The sequence below is a fragment of the Vibrio gangliei genome (genome assembly GCF_026001925.1).
In the GTDB taxonomy this organism is placed as follows: Bacteria; Pseudomonadota; Gammaproteobacteria; order Enterobacterales; family Vibrionaceae; genus Vibrio; species Vibrio gangliei.
Genome location: NZ_AP021869.1, coordinates 2,330,213 through 2,343,292, shown reverse-complemented (window position 1 = coordinate 2,343,292; position 13,080 = coordinate 2,330,213). Strand labels below are relative to the sequence as shown.

25 protein-coding genes are annotated in these 13,080 nt (G+C 44.7%); all 25 read left to right on the top strand.

The features are described 5' to 3' along the window. Positions 1-148: 148 nt before the first annotated feature. The 25 genes from tuf to rpsM all read left to right on the top strand — a co-directional run bounded on the left by tuf (position 149) and on the right by rpsM (position 13,064). Entirely contained in the window at positions 149-1,333 is a 1,185-nt protein-coding gene (gene tuf / locus Vgang_RS10865) for an elongation factor Tu (RefSeq protein WP_264923430.1), read from the top strand. A gap of 560 nt (positions 1,334-1,893) precedes the next feature. Then, entirely contained in the window at positions 1,894-2,205 is a 312-nt protein-coding gene (rpsJ, locus tag Vgang_RS10860) for a 30S ribosomal protein S10 (RefSeq protein WP_086982059.1), read from the top strand. 13 nt (positions 2,206-2,218) lie between these two features. Continuing rightward, positions 2,219-2,848: a 50S ribosomal protein L3 gene (gene rplC / locus Vgang_RS10855; protein ID WP_105903563.1), complete on the top strand. Its 630-nt coding sequence runs from the start codon at positions 2,219-2,221 to the stop codon at positions 2,846-2,848. 16 nt (positions 2,849-2,864) lie between these two features. Continuing rightward, the gene (rplD, locus tag Vgang_RS10850) at positions 2,865-3,467 is read left to right on the top strand and encodes a 50S ribosomal protein L4 (RefSeq protein ID WP_105903564.1); all 603 of its coding nucleotides are present in this window, start codon (positions 2,865-2,867) and stop codon (positions 3,465-3,467) included. Further along, complete coding sequence (gene rplW / locus Vgang_RS10845) at positions 3,464-3,766, top strand: 50S ribosomal protein L23 (protein ID WP_105903565.1); 303 nt, start codon at positions 3,464-3,466, stop codon at positions 3,764-3,766. Before rplD ends, rplW begins: the two co-directional genes overlap by 4 nt. Positions 3,767-3,781: 15 nt before the next feature. After that, positions 3,782-4,606 carry a 50S ribosomal protein L2 gene (rplB, locus tag Vgang_RS10840; RefSeq protein WP_105903566.1) on the top strand — a complete coding sequence of 275 codons (825 nt, stop codon included), beginning with the start codon at positions 3,782-3,784 and terminating at the stop codon, positions 4,604-4,606. Positions 4,607-4,625: 19 nt separating this feature from the next. Continuing rightward, the gene (gene rpsS / locus Vgang_RS10835; RefSeq protein ID WP_004398469.1) at positions 4,626-4,904 is read left to right on the top strand and encodes a 30S ribosomal protein S19; all 279 of its coding nucleotides are present in this window, start codon (positions 4,626-4,628) and stop codon (positions 4,902-4,904) included. 10 nt (positions 4,905-4,914) lie between these two features. Next, positions 4,915-5,247 (top strand): 50S ribosomal protein L22, encoded by a 333-nt coding sequence (gene rplV, locus Vgang_RS10830; RefSeq protein WP_086982064.1) that lies wholly within the window; start codon positions 4,915-4,917, stop codon positions 5,245-5,247. A gap of 20 nt (positions 5,248-5,267) precedes the next feature. Then, positions 5,268-5,969 (top strand): 30S ribosomal protein S3, encoded by a 702-nt coding sequence (gene rpsC, locus Vgang_RS10825; protein ID WP_017026389.1) that lies wholly within the window; start codon positions 5,268-5,270, stop codon positions 5,967-5,969. A gap of 11 nt (positions 5,970-5,980) precedes the next feature. Further along, complete coding sequence (rplP, locus tag Vgang_RS10820; RefSeq protein WP_017026388.1) at positions 5,981-6,391, top strand: 50S ribosomal protein L16; 411 nt, start codon at positions 5,981-5,983, stop codon at positions 6,389-6,391. After that, positions 6,391-6,582, top strand: a complete 192-nt coding sequence (gene rpmC, locus Vgang_RS10815) for a 50S ribosomal protein L29 (RefSeq protein ID WP_105903567.1) — start codon at positions 6,391-6,393, stop codon at positions 6,580-6,582. The genes rplP and rpmC overlap by 1 nt, the downstream gene beginning before the upstream one ends. Continuing rightward, on the top strand, positions 6,582-6,836 hold the full coding sequence (gene rpsQ / locus Vgang_RS10810) for a 30S ribosomal protein S17 (protein ID WP_105903568.1): 255 nt from the start codon (positions 6,582-6,584) through the stop codon (positions 6,834-6,836). Before rpmC ends, rpsQ begins: the two co-directional genes overlap by 1 nt. Before the next feature lie 165 nt (positions 6,837-7,001). Continuing rightward, positions 7,002-7,373: a 50S ribosomal protein L14 gene (gene rplN / locus Vgang_RS10805; RefSeq protein WP_017026385.1), complete on the top strand. Its 372-nt coding sequence runs from the start codon at positions 7,002-7,004 to the stop codon at positions 7,371-7,373. A gap of 14 nt (positions 7,374-7,387) precedes the next feature. Continuing rightward, entirely contained in the window at positions 7,388-7,702 is a 315-nt protein-coding gene (gene rplX / locus Vgang_RS10800) for a 50S ribosomal protein L24 (protein WP_105903569.1), read from the top strand. A 14-nt stretch (positions 7,703-7,716) separates the two neighbouring features. Further along, positions 7,717-8,256: a 50S ribosomal protein L5 gene (gene rplE, locus Vgang_RS10795; protein WP_086982067.1), complete on the top strand. Its 540-nt coding sequence runs from the start codon at positions 7,717-7,719 to the stop codon at positions 8,254-8,256. Between the two features lie 17 nt (positions 8,257-8,273). Continuing rightward, positions 8,274-8,579 (top strand): 30S ribosomal protein S14, encoded by a 306-nt coding sequence (gene rpsN / locus Vgang_RS10790; protein WP_105903570.1) that lies wholly within the window; start codon positions 8,274-8,276, stop codon positions 8,577-8,579. A 29-nt stretch (positions 8,580-8,608) separates the two neighbouring features. Then, a complete protein-coding gene (rpsH, locus tag Vgang_RS10785) occupies positions 8,609-9,001 on the top strand; it encodes a 30S ribosomal protein S8 (RefSeq protein WP_086982068.1) in 393 nt (130 codons plus the stop codon). Between the two features lie 10 nt (positions 9,002-9,011). After that, entirely contained in the window at positions 9,012-9,545 is a 534-nt protein-coding gene (gene rplF, locus Vgang_RS10780; protein ID WP_105903571.1) for a 50S ribosomal protein L6, read from the top strand. A gap of 9 nt (positions 9,546-9,554) precedes the next feature. After that, positions 9,555-9,908 (top strand): 50S ribosomal protein L18, encoded by a 354-nt coding sequence (rplR, locus tag Vgang_RS10775; protein ID WP_086982070.1) that lies wholly within the window; start codon positions 9,555-9,557, stop codon positions 9,906-9,908. 14 nt (positions 9,909-9,922) lie between these two features. After that, positions 9,923-10,426: a 30S ribosomal protein S5 gene (rpsE, locus tag Vgang_RS10770; protein WP_105903572.1), complete on the top strand. Its 504-nt coding sequence runs from the start codon at positions 9,923-9,925 to the stop codon at positions 10,424-10,426. A gap of 7 nt (positions 10,427-10,433) precedes the next feature. Then, entirely contained in the window at positions 10,434-10,610 is a 177-nt protein-coding gene (rpmD, locus tag Vgang_RS10765; RefSeq protein WP_086982072.1) for a 50S ribosomal protein L30, read from the top strand. 5 nt (positions 10,611-10,615) lie between these two features. Next, positions 10,616-11,050 carry a 50S ribosomal protein L15 gene (gene rplO, locus Vgang_RS10760; protein WP_086982073.1) on the top strand — a complete coding sequence of 145 codons (435 nt, stop codon included), beginning with the start codon at positions 10,616-10,618 and terminating at the stop codon, positions 11,048-11,050. Positions 11,051-11,070: 20 nt separating this feature from the next. After that, positions 11,071-12,405 (top strand): preprotein translocase subunit SecY, encoded by a 1,335-nt coding sequence (secY, locus tag Vgang_RS10755; RefSeq protein WP_105903573.1) that lies wholly within the window; start codon positions 11,071-11,073, stop codon positions 12,403-12,405. A 41-nt stretch (positions 12,406-12,446) separates the two neighbouring features. Beyond that, positions 12,447-12,560, top strand: coding sequence for a 50S ribosomal protein L36 (gene rpmJ / locus Vgang_RS10750; protein ID WP_000868186.1), 114 nt, complete (start codon positions 12,447-12,449; stop codon positions 12,558-12,560). A 147-nt stretch (positions 12,561-12,707) separates the two neighbouring features. Then, positions 12,708-13,064, top strand: coding sequence for a 30S ribosomal protein S13 (gene rpsM / locus Vgang_RS10745; RefSeq protein WP_005450559.1), 357 nt, complete (start codon positions 12,708-12,710; stop codon positions 13,062-13,064). Positions 13,065-13,080 lie beyond the last annotated feature (16 nt).

Sequence of the window (13,080 nt, the reverse complement as noted above, 5' to 3'; positions counted from 1 at the left end):
TGTAATAAGTGGATCTTTTTTAAAGAGATCCGCTTCTTAGACCATGAATCTATTGCGTTGATGAAAATTGACGCATAAAATAGCAAATTCTGGCGCGTTTTGACTCTAACTTTGTCAAAACGAATCATAACTAGGAAGGAACACGATTGTGTCTAAAGAAAAATTTGAACGTACGAAACCGCACGTAAACGTTGGTACTATCGGCCACGTTGACCACGGTAAAACAACTCTTACTGCAGCTATCTGTACTACACTTGCTAAAGTGTACGGCGGTGCAGCTCGTGACTTCGCATCAATCGATAACGCTCCAGAAGAGCGTGAGCGCGGTATCACAATCGCTACTTCTCACGTAGAGTACGATACTCCATCTCGTCACTACGCACACGTAGACTGCCCAGGACACGCAGATTATGTTAAAAACATGATCACTGGTGCTGCGCAAATGGACGGTGGTATCCTAGTTGTTGCGGCAACTGACGGTCCAATGCCTCAAACTCGTGAGCACATCCTACTTGGTCGCCAAGTTGGTATCCCTTACATCATCGTATTCATGAACAAATGTGACATGGTTGATGATGAAGAGCTTCTAGAACTAGTTGAAATGGAAGTTCGTGAACTTCTTTCTGAGTACGACTTCCCAGGTGATGATCTACCAGTAATCCAAGGTTCAGCTCTAGGTGCCCTAAACGGTGAAGAGCAATGGGAAGCGAAAATCGTTGAACTAGCAGAAGCGCTAGACAACTACATCCCAGAGCCAGAGCGTGCAGTAGACCAACCATTCCTACTACCAATTGAAGACGTGTTCTCAATCCAAGGTCGTGGTACGGTTGTAACTGGTCGTATCGAGCGTGGTATCCTACGCGTAGGTGACGAAGTAGAAATCGTTGGTATCAAAGACACTACAGTAACGACATGTACTGGTGTTGAAATGTTCCGTAAGCTTCTAGACGAAGGTCGTGCGGGTGAGAACGTTGGTGCACTTCTACGTGGTACTAAGCGTGATGACGTAGAGCGTGGTCAAGTACTAGCAGCTCCTAAGTCAATCAACCCACACACAACTTTTGAATCAGAAGTATACGTACTTTCTAAAGACGAAGGTGGTCGCCACACTCCATTCTTCAAAGGTTACCGTCCACAGTTCTACTTCCGTACAACTGACGTAACTGGCGACATTCAACTACCAGAAGGTGTTGAAATGGTAATGCCTGGTGATAACGTACAAATGACTGTTACTCTAATCGCACCAATCGCGATGGACGAAGGTCTACGTTTCGCTATCCGTGAAGGTGGCCGTACAGTTGGTGCTGGTGTTGTTGCTAAAGTTATCGCTTAATTGCTGATAGCTAACAACCGTTAGTACTAATAAAAGAAGGGGAGCTTAGGCTTCCCTTTTTTGTATCTGGCGCTAAAATTATCTCGTATCTCGTATCTCGTATCTCGTATCTCGTATCTCGTATCTCGTATCTCGTATCTCGTATCTCGTATCTCGTATCTCGTATCTCGTATCGCGTATTTCCTTTTCTCGATTAATTTTCAAACAGTGCTTGCATAGCGTTTTGTGATCTGTATAATGCACGGCTCTGGTTAAGCCAGTTGTGAACCAATGAGCAGCGAGGATTCGCGTTAACACTCTTAATCTTTAAGAGATTATTCGGTGATTAACCATAATGTATACTCAGCTTATGTTCGCAGTTAATAAAATTAGTTACCTAGTTACCTAACTATTTATATCTATCGATTGGTATTTAGTTAAGTAGTATCTGATCAAAATTAACTGACAATGTACCCAATTAGGGCACTACGGTTTCACATAAATCAATCGGCATTCCTGCGAATTTACGCAGTTGAGTGGCGATATTGTTTGTGTAATTAATTAAATTGGAGCTCTGTCTCATGCAGAACCAACGTATTCGTATCCGCCTAAAGGCTTTCGATTATCGTCTAATCGACCAGTCTACTGCGGAAATCGTTGAAACAGCAAAGCGCACCGGCGCACAGGTTCGTGGTCCTATCCCACTTCCTACTCGTAAAGAGCGTTTCACTGTTCTTATTTCTCCTCACGTCAACAAAGACGCACGTGACCAGTACGAAATTCGTACTCACAAGCGTTTAATCGACATCGTTGAACCAACAGACAAAACTGTTGATGCATTGATGCGTTTAGATCTTGCTGCTGGCGTTGATGTTCAAATCAGCCTAGGTTAAGGGAGAAGAAATAATGATTGGTCTAGTCGGTCGTAAAGTGGGTATGACCCGCGTATTTACCGAAGAAGGCGTTTCTATTCCTGTAACAGTTGTTGAGGTTGAAGCTAACCGTGTTGCTCAAGTACGTACACTTGAAAACGATGGTTACTCTGCAATCCAAGTAACTGCAGGTTCTAAGAAAGCTAACCGTGTATCTAAGCCTGAAGCTGGTCACTTTGCGAAAGCAGGTGTTGAAGCAGGCCGCGGTCTTTGGGAATTCCGTTTAGAAAACGGTGAAGAGTTCGAAGTTGGCGCTGAGCTAAACGTAGAACTTTTCAATGAAATCAAAAAAGTAGACGTTACTGGTACTTCTAAGGGTAAAGGTTTCCAAGGTGCTGTTAAGCGCTGGAACTTCCGTACTCAAGATATGACTCACGGTAACTCTTTGTCTCACCGTGCTCCGGGTTCAATTGGCCAATGTCAAACTCCAGGTCGCGTGTTTAAAGGCAAAAAAATGGCTGGTCACATGGGTGCTGAGCGTGTAACGACTCAAAACCTAGAGATCGTACGTGTTGACGCTGAGCGCAATCTGCTTCTTATCAAAGGTGCAGTACCTGGTGCTATCGGTGGCAACGTAATCGTAAAACCAGCTGTTAAAGCATAACGTCTAGGAGTAAGTAATGGAATTGATGGTTAAAGGTGCTGATGCACTAACTGTTTCCGAGACTACTTTCGGACGTGAGTTTAACGAAGCTCTTGTACACCAAGTAGTTGTTGCGTACGCAGCAGGTGCTCGTCAAGGTACTCGTGCTCAAAAGACTCGTTCTGAAGTATCTGGTGGTGGCGCTAAACCATGGCGTCAAAAAGGTACTGGCCGCGCGCGTGCTGGTACAATCCGTAGCCCAATCTGGCGTACAGGTGGTGTTACTTTTGCTGCTAAGCCTCAAAACTACAGCCAAAAAGTAAACAAAAAAATGTACCGTGGTGCTATGAAAGCAATTCTTTCTGAATTAGTACGTCAAGAGCGTTTAATCGTTGTTGATAACTTCTCAGTAGAAGCGCCAAAAACTAAAGACCTAGTTGCTAAGCTTAAAGATCTTGAGCTAAACGATGTATTAATCGTAACTAGCGAAGTAGACGAGAATCTATTCTTAGCTGCTCGTAACCTATACAAAGTTGATGCACGCGACGCAGCTGGTATTGATCCAGTAAGTCTAATCGCATTTGACAAGGTTCTAATGACTGCAGAAGCAGTTAAGCAAGTTGAGGAGATGCTGGCATGATCAGTGAAGAGCGTCTACTAAAAGTTCTACGTGCTCCGCACATCTCTGAAAAAGCGACAATGGCTGCTGAAAAAGCAAACACTATCGTTTTTAAAGTTGCAACTAACGCAACGAAAAAAGAGATCAAAGCAGCTGTAGAAAAGCTATTTGAAGTTGAAGTTAAGTCTGTAAATACCCTAGTAGTTAAGGGTAAGACCAAACGTCAAGGTATGCGTGAAGGCCGTCGTTCAGACGTGAAAAAAGCTTACGTTACTTTGAAAGAAGGTCAAGATCTTGACTTCGTTGGCGGTGCTGAGTAACAGGAGTAGTTAAAAATGGCTATTGTTAAGTGTAAGCCGACTTCCCCTGGTCGTCGCCACGTTGTTAAAGTAGTTAATGCTGACCTACATAAAGGTAAGCCTTACGCACCTCTTCTAGAGAAAAACTCTAAGAATGGTGGTCGTAACAATAACGGTCGTATCACAGTACGTCACATTGGTGGTGGTCACAAGCAACACTACCGTGTAATTGACTTTAAACGTACTAAAGACGGTATCCCAGCGAAAGTTGAGCGTCTTGAATACGATCCAAACCGTAGCGCAAACATTGCATTAGTATTGTATGCAGACGGTGAACGTCGTTACATCATTGCACCTAAAGGCATTCAAGCTGGTGATGCGATCCAATCTGGTGTAGATGCGCCTATCAAAGCAGGTAACACTCTGCCGATGCGCAACATCCCAGTAGGTTCTACAATTCACTGTATTGAACTTAAGCCTGGTAAAGGTGCACAGCTAGCACGTTCTGCTGGCGCATATGCACAATTAGTCGCTCGCGACGGTGCATACGTAACTCTACGCTTACGTTCTGGTGAGATGCGTAAAGTGTTATCTGAAGGCCGTGCAACAATCGGTGAAGTAGGTAACTCTGAGCACATGCTACGTGAACTTGGTAAAGCTGGTGCTAACCGCTGGCGCGGTGTTCGTCCTACCGTTCGCGGTGTGGTAATGAACCCAGTAGACCACCCACACGGTGGTGGTGAAGGCCGTACTTCTGGTGGCCGTCACCCAGTTTCTCCATGGGGTATGCCAACTAAAGGCTTCAAGACCCGTAAGAACAAACGCACTGACAAGTACATTGTACGTCGTCGTAACAAATAATCTATAAAGAGGAATCGCCATGCCACGTTCTCTCAAGAAAGGTCCATTTATTGACCTACACTTGCTGAAGAAGGTAGAGAAAGCGGTGGAAAGCGGAGACAAAAAGCCTATTAAGACTTGGTCCCGTCGTTCAATGATCATTCCATCAATGATTGGTTTGACCATCGCTGTCCATAATGGTCGTCAACACGTTCCAGTATTCGTAACTGATGAAATGATCGGTCACAAACTGGGCGAATTTGCACCAACACGTACCTATCGCGGCCATGCTGCAGATAAGAAAGCTAAGAAGAAATAAGGAGTAAATAATGGAAGCTATTGCTAAACATAACTTTGCTCGCATTTCTCCACAGAAAGCTCGCTTAGTTGCAGATCAAATCCGTGGTAAATCAGTAGAGCAAGCGCTTGAAATCTTAACGTTCAGCAACAAAAAAGCGGCTGACTTAATTAAGAAAGTACTTGATTCTGCGATTGCAAATGCGGAACACAACGAAGGTGCAGATATCGACGATCTATCAGTCGCTAAAATCTTCGTAGATGAGGGTCCTATCATGAAGCGTATTATGCCTCGTGCTAAAGGCCGTGCGGATCGTATCTTGAAGCGTTCAAGCCACATCACTGTTGTTGTAGCAGATCGCTAAGAGACTAGGAGAGTAAGCAAATGGGTCAGAAAGTACATCCAAATGGTATTCGTCTTGGCATCGTTAAGCCTTGGAATGCTACATGGTTTGCTAATACCAACGAATTCGCTGACAACCTAGACGGCGACTTCAAGGTACGTCAGTTCTTAACTAAAGAACTGTCTAAAGCGTCTTTATCTCGCATCGTTATCGAGCGTCCAGCGAAGAGCATCCGTGTGACTATTCACACTGCACGTCCTGGTGTTGTTATCGGTAAGAAAGGCGAAGACGTTGAGAAGCTACGCGCAGCTGTAGCTAAAATTGCAGGTGTACCAGCGCAAATTAACATCGCTGAAGTACGTAAGCCTGAGCTAGATGGTCAATTAGTGGCTGATAGCATTTCGTCTCAGCTAGAGCGTCGTGTAATGTTCCGTCGTGCTATGAAGCGCGCAGTACAAAACGCAATGCGTCTAGGTGCTAAGGGTATCAAAGTAGAAGTAAGTGGTCGTCTAGGCGGCGCTGAAATCGCGCGTACTGAATGGTACCGTGAAGGCCGTGTGCCACTACATACCCTACGTGCTGACATTGATTACGCAACTTCTTCGGCTCACACTCAATATGGTGTGATCGGCGTTAAAGTTTGGATCTTCAAGGGTGAAATCCTTGGTGGTATGCCAGACGCTAACGCGGTAGAGCCAAAGGCTGACAAGCCTAAGAAGAAGCCACGTCAAAGCCGTAAGTAAGGAGTCGACTGATGCTACAACCTAAACGTACTAAATTCCGTAAGGTTATGACTGGTCGTAACCGCGGTCTAGCGAAAGGTACTGATGTAAGCTTCGGCGAATACGGCTTAAAAGCTGTAGGCCGTGGTCGCATCACTGCTCGTCAGATCGAAGCGGCACGTCGTGCAATGACGCGTCACGTTAAGCGTCAAGGTCAAATCTGGATTCGTATTTTCCCAGACAAGCCTATCACTGAAAAACCTCTTGAAGTTCGTCAAGGTAAAGGTAAGGGTAACGTAGAATATTGGGTTGCCCAAATCCAACCTGGTAAAGTGATGTACGAGATGGGTGGTGTACCTGAAGAGTTGGCACGTGAAGCGTTCCGCCTAGCGGCACGTAAACTGCCTATAAAAACAACTTTTGTAACTAAGCAGGTGATGTGATGAAAGCACAAGACCTACGCGAAAAAAGCGTTGAAGAGCTTAACGCTGAGTTATTGAATTTGTTACGCGAGCAGTTCAACTTGCGCATGCAAGCTGCAACTGGTCAGCTACAACAAACTCATACTCTTAAAGCTGTACGTCGTGATATCGCACGTGTTAAGACTGTTTTGAATAGTAAGGCGGGCGCATAATGAGCGAAACAACTCGTACGACTCAAGGTCGTGTAATTAGCGACAAAATGGACAAATCTATTGTTGTTGCTATCGAACGTTTTGTTAAACACCCTATCTACGGGAAGTTCATCAAACGTACGACAAAAGTACATGCACACGATGAAAACAACGAGTGTGGCCTAGGCGATACTGTTGAGATTCGTGAATGTCGTCCAATGTCTAAGACTAAGTCTTGGACTTTGGTGAAAGTTCTAGAAAAAGCGAAGATCTAATTTTTGCTTAATTTTTAGACTTTTAGAGCGGCTCCAAAACTTTTTTTGGGGCCGCTTGTTTTTTGGCTACCTTTTCTCAAGAAACGGTGGTACAATTCGCAGCCCTTATAAAGAGGCAGCCCGACCCGTGATGGGTCTAGTTTTAATATTTAGCGGAGCACTAACATGATCCAAATGCAAAGTACACTCGACGCAGCGGATAACTCCGGCGCTCGCAGAGTAATGTGTATTAAGGTTCTGGGTGGCTCTCACCGCCGTTATGCACATATCGGAGATATCATCAAAGTTACTGTTAAGGAAGCAATTCCTCGCGGTAAAGTTAAAAAAGGTGATGTTCTGAAAGCGGTAGTGGTGCGCACCCGTAAAGGCGTTCGTCGTCCAGACGGTTCTGTCATTCGCTTCGACCGTAATGCTTGTGTATTGTTGAACGACAATACTGAGCAACCAGTCGGTACACGTATCTTTGGTCCTGTGACTCGTGAGCTTCGTAATGCGAAATTCATGAAAATTGTGTCACTAGCACCTGAAGTTCTGTAAGGAGCGGCAATAAAATGGCAGCTAAAATCCGTCGTAATGACGAAGTAATCGTTCTTGCTGGTAAAGATAAAGGCAAGCGCGGTAAAGTAACTAAGGTTCTCGAAACTGGTAAAGTATTCGTAGAAGGTATCAACCTTGTTAAAAAACACCAAAAGCCTCAACCGGCTCTAGGTCAACAAGGTGGCATCGTTGAACAAGAAGCAGCTATTGATGTTTCTAACGTTGCAATCTTCAACGCATCTACTGGTAAAGCGGATCGTATCGGTTTCCGTTTTGAAGAAGGCAAAAAAGTGCGTTTCTTCAAGTCAAACGGTGAATTAATTAAGTAATTTGGAGTTCTACTATGGCGAAACTGCATGATTACTACAAGTCGTCTGTAGTCGCTGAACTGACCAAAGAGTTCAGCTACACAAGCGTCATGCAAGTCCCTAGGATTGAGAAAATCACCCTAAACATGGGCGTTGGTGAAGCAATCAACGATAAGAAACTACTAGAAAACGCAGCAAGCGATATGGCAACGATCTCTGGTCAAAAGCCACTTATCACTAAAGCTCGTAAATCTGTTGCTGGTTTCAAAATTCGTGAAGGCTACCCAATTGGTTGTAAAGTAACCTTGCGTGGCGAGCGTATGTGGGATTTCCTTGAGCGTTTGATTTCTATCGCTCTTCCACGAGTACGTGATTTCCGTGGTGTTAGCGCTAAGTCTTTTGATGGACGCGGTAACTACAGCATGGGCGTTCGCGAGCAAATCATCTTCCCGGAAATCGACTACGATAAAGTCGATCGTGTGCGCGGTCTTGATATTACTATCACGACTTCAGCAAACACTGATGAGGAAGGCCGAGCTCTGCTGGCTGCCTTTAACTTCCCATTCCGTAAATAAGGTGAAGGGTTACTGTTATGGCTAAACAATCAATGAAAGCACGTGAAGCAAAACGTGCCAAGCTTGTAGCACAATACGCTGAGAAGCGTGCTGCGCTAAAAGCAACCATCAGTGATGTTAACGCATCTGAAGAAGATCGTTGGAACGCAGTTCTTAAACTGCAAGCTCTTCCACGTGATTCAAGTGCATCGCGTCAGCGCAACCGTTGCAACCAAACTGGTCGTCCACACGGTTACCTACGTAAATTCGGTCTAAGCCGTATCAAAGTTCGTGAAGCTTGCATGAAAGGCGAGATTCCTGGACTTCGTAAGGCTAGCTGGTAATTGCCACTTAATCATTTGGAGTAAATCATATGAGCATGCAAGATCCGATTTCGGATATGCTGACCCGCATTCGTAACGGTCAGGCAGCAAACAAAGTTGCTGTAAAAATGCCTTCTTCAAAGCTTAAAGTTGCAATTGCTACTTTGCTAAAAGCTGAAGGTTATATCGCTGACTTCGCAATTGAAGGCGAAGTAAAACCTGTGCTAGAAGTTACACTTAAGTACTTCCAAGCGAAACCAGTAATCGAGCAAATCCAACGTGTTTCACGTCCTGGTCTACGCGTCTACAAGAAAAAAGACGAGTTACCATCAGTGATGGGCGGTTTGGGTGTTGCTGTTGTTTCCACTTCCAAGGGTCTAATGTCTGACCGTGCTGCTCGTAAAGCAGGTCTTGGTGGTGAAATCATCTGTTACGTAGCGTAAGGAGTAGAATATGTCTCGTGTTGCTAAGGCACCTGTCGCTATTCCAGCTGGCGTAGAGGTGAAACTGAACGGCCAAGAAATTACTGTTAAAGGTGCAAAAGGTGAGTTATCTCGCGTTTTACACGATGCAGTAGTGATCGCTCAGGAAGAAAACAACCTGACTTTCGGTCCACGTGAAGGTGTAGTTAATGCTTGGGCTCAAGCAGGTACTGCGCGTGCACTAGTAAACAACATGGTTGTTGGTGTTACTGAAGGCTTTACTAAGAAGCTAGTTCTTAAGGGTGTAGGTTACCGTGCTGCTATCAAAGGCAACTCTGTAGCACTTACTCTAGGCTTCTCTCATCCTGTAGAGCATGAACTGCCTTCAGGTGTTAAAGCTGAATGTCCAAGCCAAACTGAAATCGTATTAACTGCTTGTGATAAGCAATTAATCGGTCAAGTTGCTGCTGACATTCGTTCTTACCGTGAGCCTGAGCCTTATAAAGGTAAAGGTGTTCGTTACGCAGATGAAAATGTGCGTACTAAAGAAGCTAAGAAGAAGTAAGGTAACACTATGGATAAGAAAGCATCTCGCATCCGTCGTGCTACACGTGCACGTCGTAAGATTGCTGAGCTAGGTGCAAACCGCCTAGTAGTACACCGTACTCCACGTCATGTGTACGCTCAGGTTATCGCACCAAACGGCTCTGTGGTTATCGCTTCTGCTTCTACTGTAGAAAAGGCGATCCGTGAGCAAGTTAAGAATACTGGTAACGTTGACGCTGCTAAAGCTGTAGGTAAAGCTATTGCTGAGCGCGCTATCGAAAAAGGCATCACTGATGTTGCTTTCGATCGTTCTGGTTTCCAATACCACGGTCGAGTAGCGGCACTTGCAGATTCTGCACGTGAAGCTGGTCTGAAATTCTAAGGTAGGGTTGGAAGATGGCTAAACAACAAGAACAACAAGCTTCAGATTTGAATGAAAAGCTTATCGCTGTTAACCGTGTTTCTAAGACGGTTAAAGGTGGTCGAATCTTTAGCTTTACTGCACTAACTGTAGTTGGTGACGGTAATGGTCGCGTTGGTTTCGGTTACGGCAAAGCTCGTGAAGTACCAGCTGCGATTCAAAAAGCAATGGAAAAAGCGCGTCGTAACATGGTTACTATCGCACTTAACGAAGGCACTCTTCACCATGCGGTGAAAGGTCGTCACACAGGCTCTAAAGTTTACATGCAGCCAGCTGCTGAAGGTACAGGTATCATCGCCGGTGGTGCGATGCGTGCAGTACTTGAAGTTGTAGGTGTTCACAACGTACTTGCGAAAGCGTACGGTTCTACGAACCCTATCAACATCGTTCGTGCAACGATCGATGGTTTGAGCGGCATGAAGTCACCAGAAATGGTTGCTGCTAAACGTGGTCTAACTGTTGAATCTATTTCGGAGTAAGAACACCATGGCAACTATTAAAGTAACTCAAACTAAAAGCTCAATTGGTCGCCTACCAAAGCACAAAGCTACTTTGCGTGGTCTTGGCCTTCGTAAAATCAACCACACTGTTGAACTAGAAGATACTGCTTGCGTACGCGGCATGATCAATAAAGTTCAATACATGGTTAAAGTTGAGGAGTAATCAGAATGCGTTTGAATACTCTATCACCGGCTGCGGGTTCTAAACCTTCTAAAAAGCGTTTAGGTCGTGGTATCGGTTCTGGACTAGGTAAAACTGGTGGCCGTGGTCACAAAGGTCAAAAATCACGTTCTGGCGGCTCTGTTCGTCCAGGTTTCGAAGGTGGTCAAATGCCTTTGAAACAACGTCTACCTAAGTTCGGCTTCACTTCTCGTAAGAGCCTAGTGAGTGCTGAAGTTCGTCTAGCTGAGCTAGCGAAAGTAACGGCTGACGTTATCGATCTTGACAGCCTGAAAGCTGCTAACGTAATCACTAAGAACATCGAATTTGTTAAAGTTGTTCTTTCTGGTGAAATCAGCAAGCCAGTCACTGTTAAAGGTCTACGTGTGACTAAAGGTGCTCAAGCTGCTATCGAAGCTGCTGGCGGTAAAATCGAAGCTTAATCTTCGAAGGATAGGTACAGATGGCTAAAAAACCAGGACAAGATTTCAGTACTTCTAAACAAGGTACTGGTGAATTAAAATCGCGTTTATTATTCGTAATCCTCGCGCTTTTGGTATTCCGAGCTGGCTCTTTTGTGCCGATTCCTGGTATTGATGCGGCTGTACTTGCCGATTTGTTCGAGCAGCAAAAAGGTACCATCATTGAAATGTTCAACATGTTCTCTGGTGGTGCTCTTTCGCGTGCATCTATATTAGCATTGGGCATCATGCCGTATATTTCGGCTTCGATTGTTGTCCAATTGCTAACTGTAGTTCATCCAGCGTTAGCCGAACTCAAGAAAGAGGGTGAAGCCGGCCGTCGTAAGATTAGCCGTTACACACGCTATGGCACGCTTGTACTGGCAACATTCCAAGCAATTGGTATTGCAACTGGTCTTCCGAACATGGTCCAAAATCTGGTCGTTATCGATCAAACCTTGTTCACTATCATTGCTACCATCAGTTTAGTAACCGGTACCATGTTCTTAATGTGGTTAGGTGAACAAATTACTGAGCGCGGAATTGGTAATGGTATCTCGTTGATTATCTTCACAGGTATCGTTGCTGGTTTGCCTGCTGCAATCGGACATACAATTGAGCAAGCGCGTCAAGGTGAATTGAACGTGCTTCTTCTATTGTTAATCGCTGTGGTTGCGTTCGCTGTTATTTATTTCGTTGTTTTCATGGAGCGTGGTCAACGTCGTATCGTTGTTAACTATGCGAAGCGTCAACAAGGTCGAAAAGTATTTGCAGCTCAAAGCACGCATTTGCCACTGAAGATAAATATGGCTGGTGTTATTCCTGCTATCTTTGCTTCAAGTATTATCCTGTTCCCAGGTACTCTTGCTCAATGGCTTGGCCAAAATGGTGAGAGTAAAACATTTGGTTGGTTAACGGATGTGTCATTGGCACTAAGCCCTGGTCAGCCTTTGTATATAATACTCTATGCGACAGCAATTATTTTCTTCTGTTTCTTTTATACTGCGATGGTGTTTAACCCGCGTGAAACAGCAGATAATTTGAAGAAGTCCGGTGCATTCGTACCCGGCATCCGCCCAGGTGAGCAGACAGCTAGATACATAGATAAAGTAATGACTCGTTTAACACTAGTCGGTGCTTTATATATTACCTTTATTTGTCTAGTCCCACAGTTTATGATGACCGCTTGGAACGTTAAGTTCTATTTCGGTGGTACTTCGCTACTCATCGTAGTGGTAGTTATCATGGACTTTATGGCACAGGTACAGACTCATCTGATGTCTCAACAGTATGATTCTGTTTTGAAAAAAGCGAATCTGAAAGGCTATGGCCGCTAATCTAGCGGGTATAGTTCAGATTTCATTTACGGAGTTTAGCAATGAAAGTTCGTGCTTCCGTTAAAAAAATCTGCCGTAACTGTAAAGTTATCAAGCGCAACGGTGTTGTGCGTGTAATTTGCAGTGAGCCAAAGCATAAACAACGCCAAGGCTAATTAGCAGAAATTTTTACTTGAAATATGAGGGCAGGCCGAGTATATTCCTCGGCCTACCTTTTGCGTGCAAAAGAAGTAGTATGCCGCTGCGTATCCTCGACGGGCTTTGCAGCGGATAATTCTTTATATAAGTACTAGGAGTGAATAGTGGCCCGTATAGCAGGCATTAACATTCCTGATCAAAAACACGCTGTTATCGCATTAACTGCGATCTACGGCATCGGTAAAACTCGTTCTCAAGCTATTCTAGCTGAAGTGGGTATTGCTGAAGATGTTAAGATCAGTGAACTAACTGAAGAGCAGATTGATCAACTGCGTGATGGTGTAGCTAAATACACTGTAGAAGGTGATCTACGTCGTGAAGTATCGATGAACATCAAGCGTCTTATGGACCTTGGCTGTTACCGCGGTCTTCGTCATCGTCGCAGTCTACCACTACGTGGACAGCGTACTAAAACCAACGCACGCACTCGTAAGGGTCCGCGCAAGCCGATCAAAAAATAATCGGATAAGGTAGAGA

Coding starts and splice junctions, on each gene's coding strand:
- rpsJ (WP_086982059.1), top strand. CDS start 1,894: ATGCAGAACCAACGTATTCGTATCCGCCTAAAGGCTTTCGATTATCGT.
- rplC (WP_105903563.1), top strand. CDS start 2,219: ATGATTGGTCTAGTCGGTCGTAAAGTGGGTATGACCCGCGTATTTACC.
- rplD (WP_105903564.1), top strand. CDS start 2,865: ATGGAATTGATGGTTAAAGGTGCTGATGCACTAACTGTTTCCGAGACT.
- rplW (WP_105903565.1), top strand. CDS start 3,464: ATGATCAGTGAAGAGCGTCTACTAAAAGTTCTACGTGCTCCGCACATC.
- rplB (WP_105903566.1), top strand. CDS start 3,782: ATGGCTATTGTTAAGTGTAAGCCGACTTCCCCTGGTCGTCGCCACGTT.
- rpsS (WP_004398469.1), top strand. CDS start 4,626: ATGCCACGTTCTCTCAAGAAAGGTCCATTTATTGACCTACACTTGCTG.
- rplV (WP_086982064.1), top strand. CDS start 4,915: ATGGAAGCTATTGCTAAACATAACTTTGCTCGCATTTCTCCACAGAAA.
- rpsC (WP_017026389.1), top strand. CDS start 5,268: ATGGGTCAGAAAGTACATCCAAATGGTATTCGTCTTGGCATCGTTAAG.
- rplP (WP_017026388.1), top strand. CDS start 5,981: ATGCTACAACCTAAACGTACTAAATTCCGTAAGGTTATGACTGGTCGT.
- rpmC (WP_105903567.1), top strand. CDS start 6,391: ATGAAAGCACAAGACCTACGCGAAAAAAGCGTTGAAGAGCTTAACGCT.
- rpsQ (WP_105903568.1), top strand. CDS start 6,582: ATGAGCGAAACAACTCGTACGACTCAAGGTCGTGTAATTAGCGACAAA.
- rplN (WP_017026385.1), top strand. CDS start 7,002: ATGATCCAAATGCAAAGTACACTCGACGCAGCGGATAACTCCGGCGCT.
- rplX (WP_105903569.1), top strand. CDS start 7,388: ATGGCAGCTAAAATCCGTCGTAATGACGAAGTAATCGTTCTTGCTGGT.
- rplE (WP_086982067.1), top strand. CDS start 7,717: ATGGCGAAACTGCATGATTACTACAAGTCGTCTGTAGTCGCTGAACTG.
- rpsN (WP_105903570.1), top strand. CDS start 8,274: ATGGCTAAACAATCAATGAAAGCACGTGAAGCAAAACGTGCCAAGCTT.
- rpsH (WP_086982068.1), top strand. CDS start 8,609: ATGAGCATGCAAGATCCGATTTCGGATATGCTGACCCGCATTCGTAAC.
- rplF (WP_105903571.1), top strand. CDS start 9,012: ATGTCTCGTGTTGCTAAGGCACCTGTCGCTATTCCAGCTGGCGTAGAG.
- rplR (WP_086982070.1), top strand. CDS start 9,555: ATGGATAAGAAAGCATCTCGCATCCGTCGTGCTACACGTGCACGTCGT.
- rpsE (WP_105903572.1), top strand. CDS start 9,923: ATGGCTAAACAACAAGAACAACAAGCTTCAGATTTGAATGAAAAGCTT.
- rpmD (WP_086982072.1), top strand. CDS start 10,434: ATGGCAACTATTAAAGTAACTCAAACTAAAAGCTCAATTGGTCGCCTA.
- rplO (WP_086982073.1), top strand. CDS start 10,616: ATGCGTTTGAATACTCTATCACCGGCTGCGGGTTCTAAACCTTCTAAA.
- secY (WP_105903573.1), top strand. CDS start 11,071: ATGGCTAAAAAACCAGGACAAGATTTCAGTACTTCTAAACAAGGTACT.
- rpmJ (WP_000868186.1), top strand. CDS start 12,447: ATGAAAGTTCGTGCTTCCGTTAAAAAAATCTGCCGTAACTGTAAAGTT.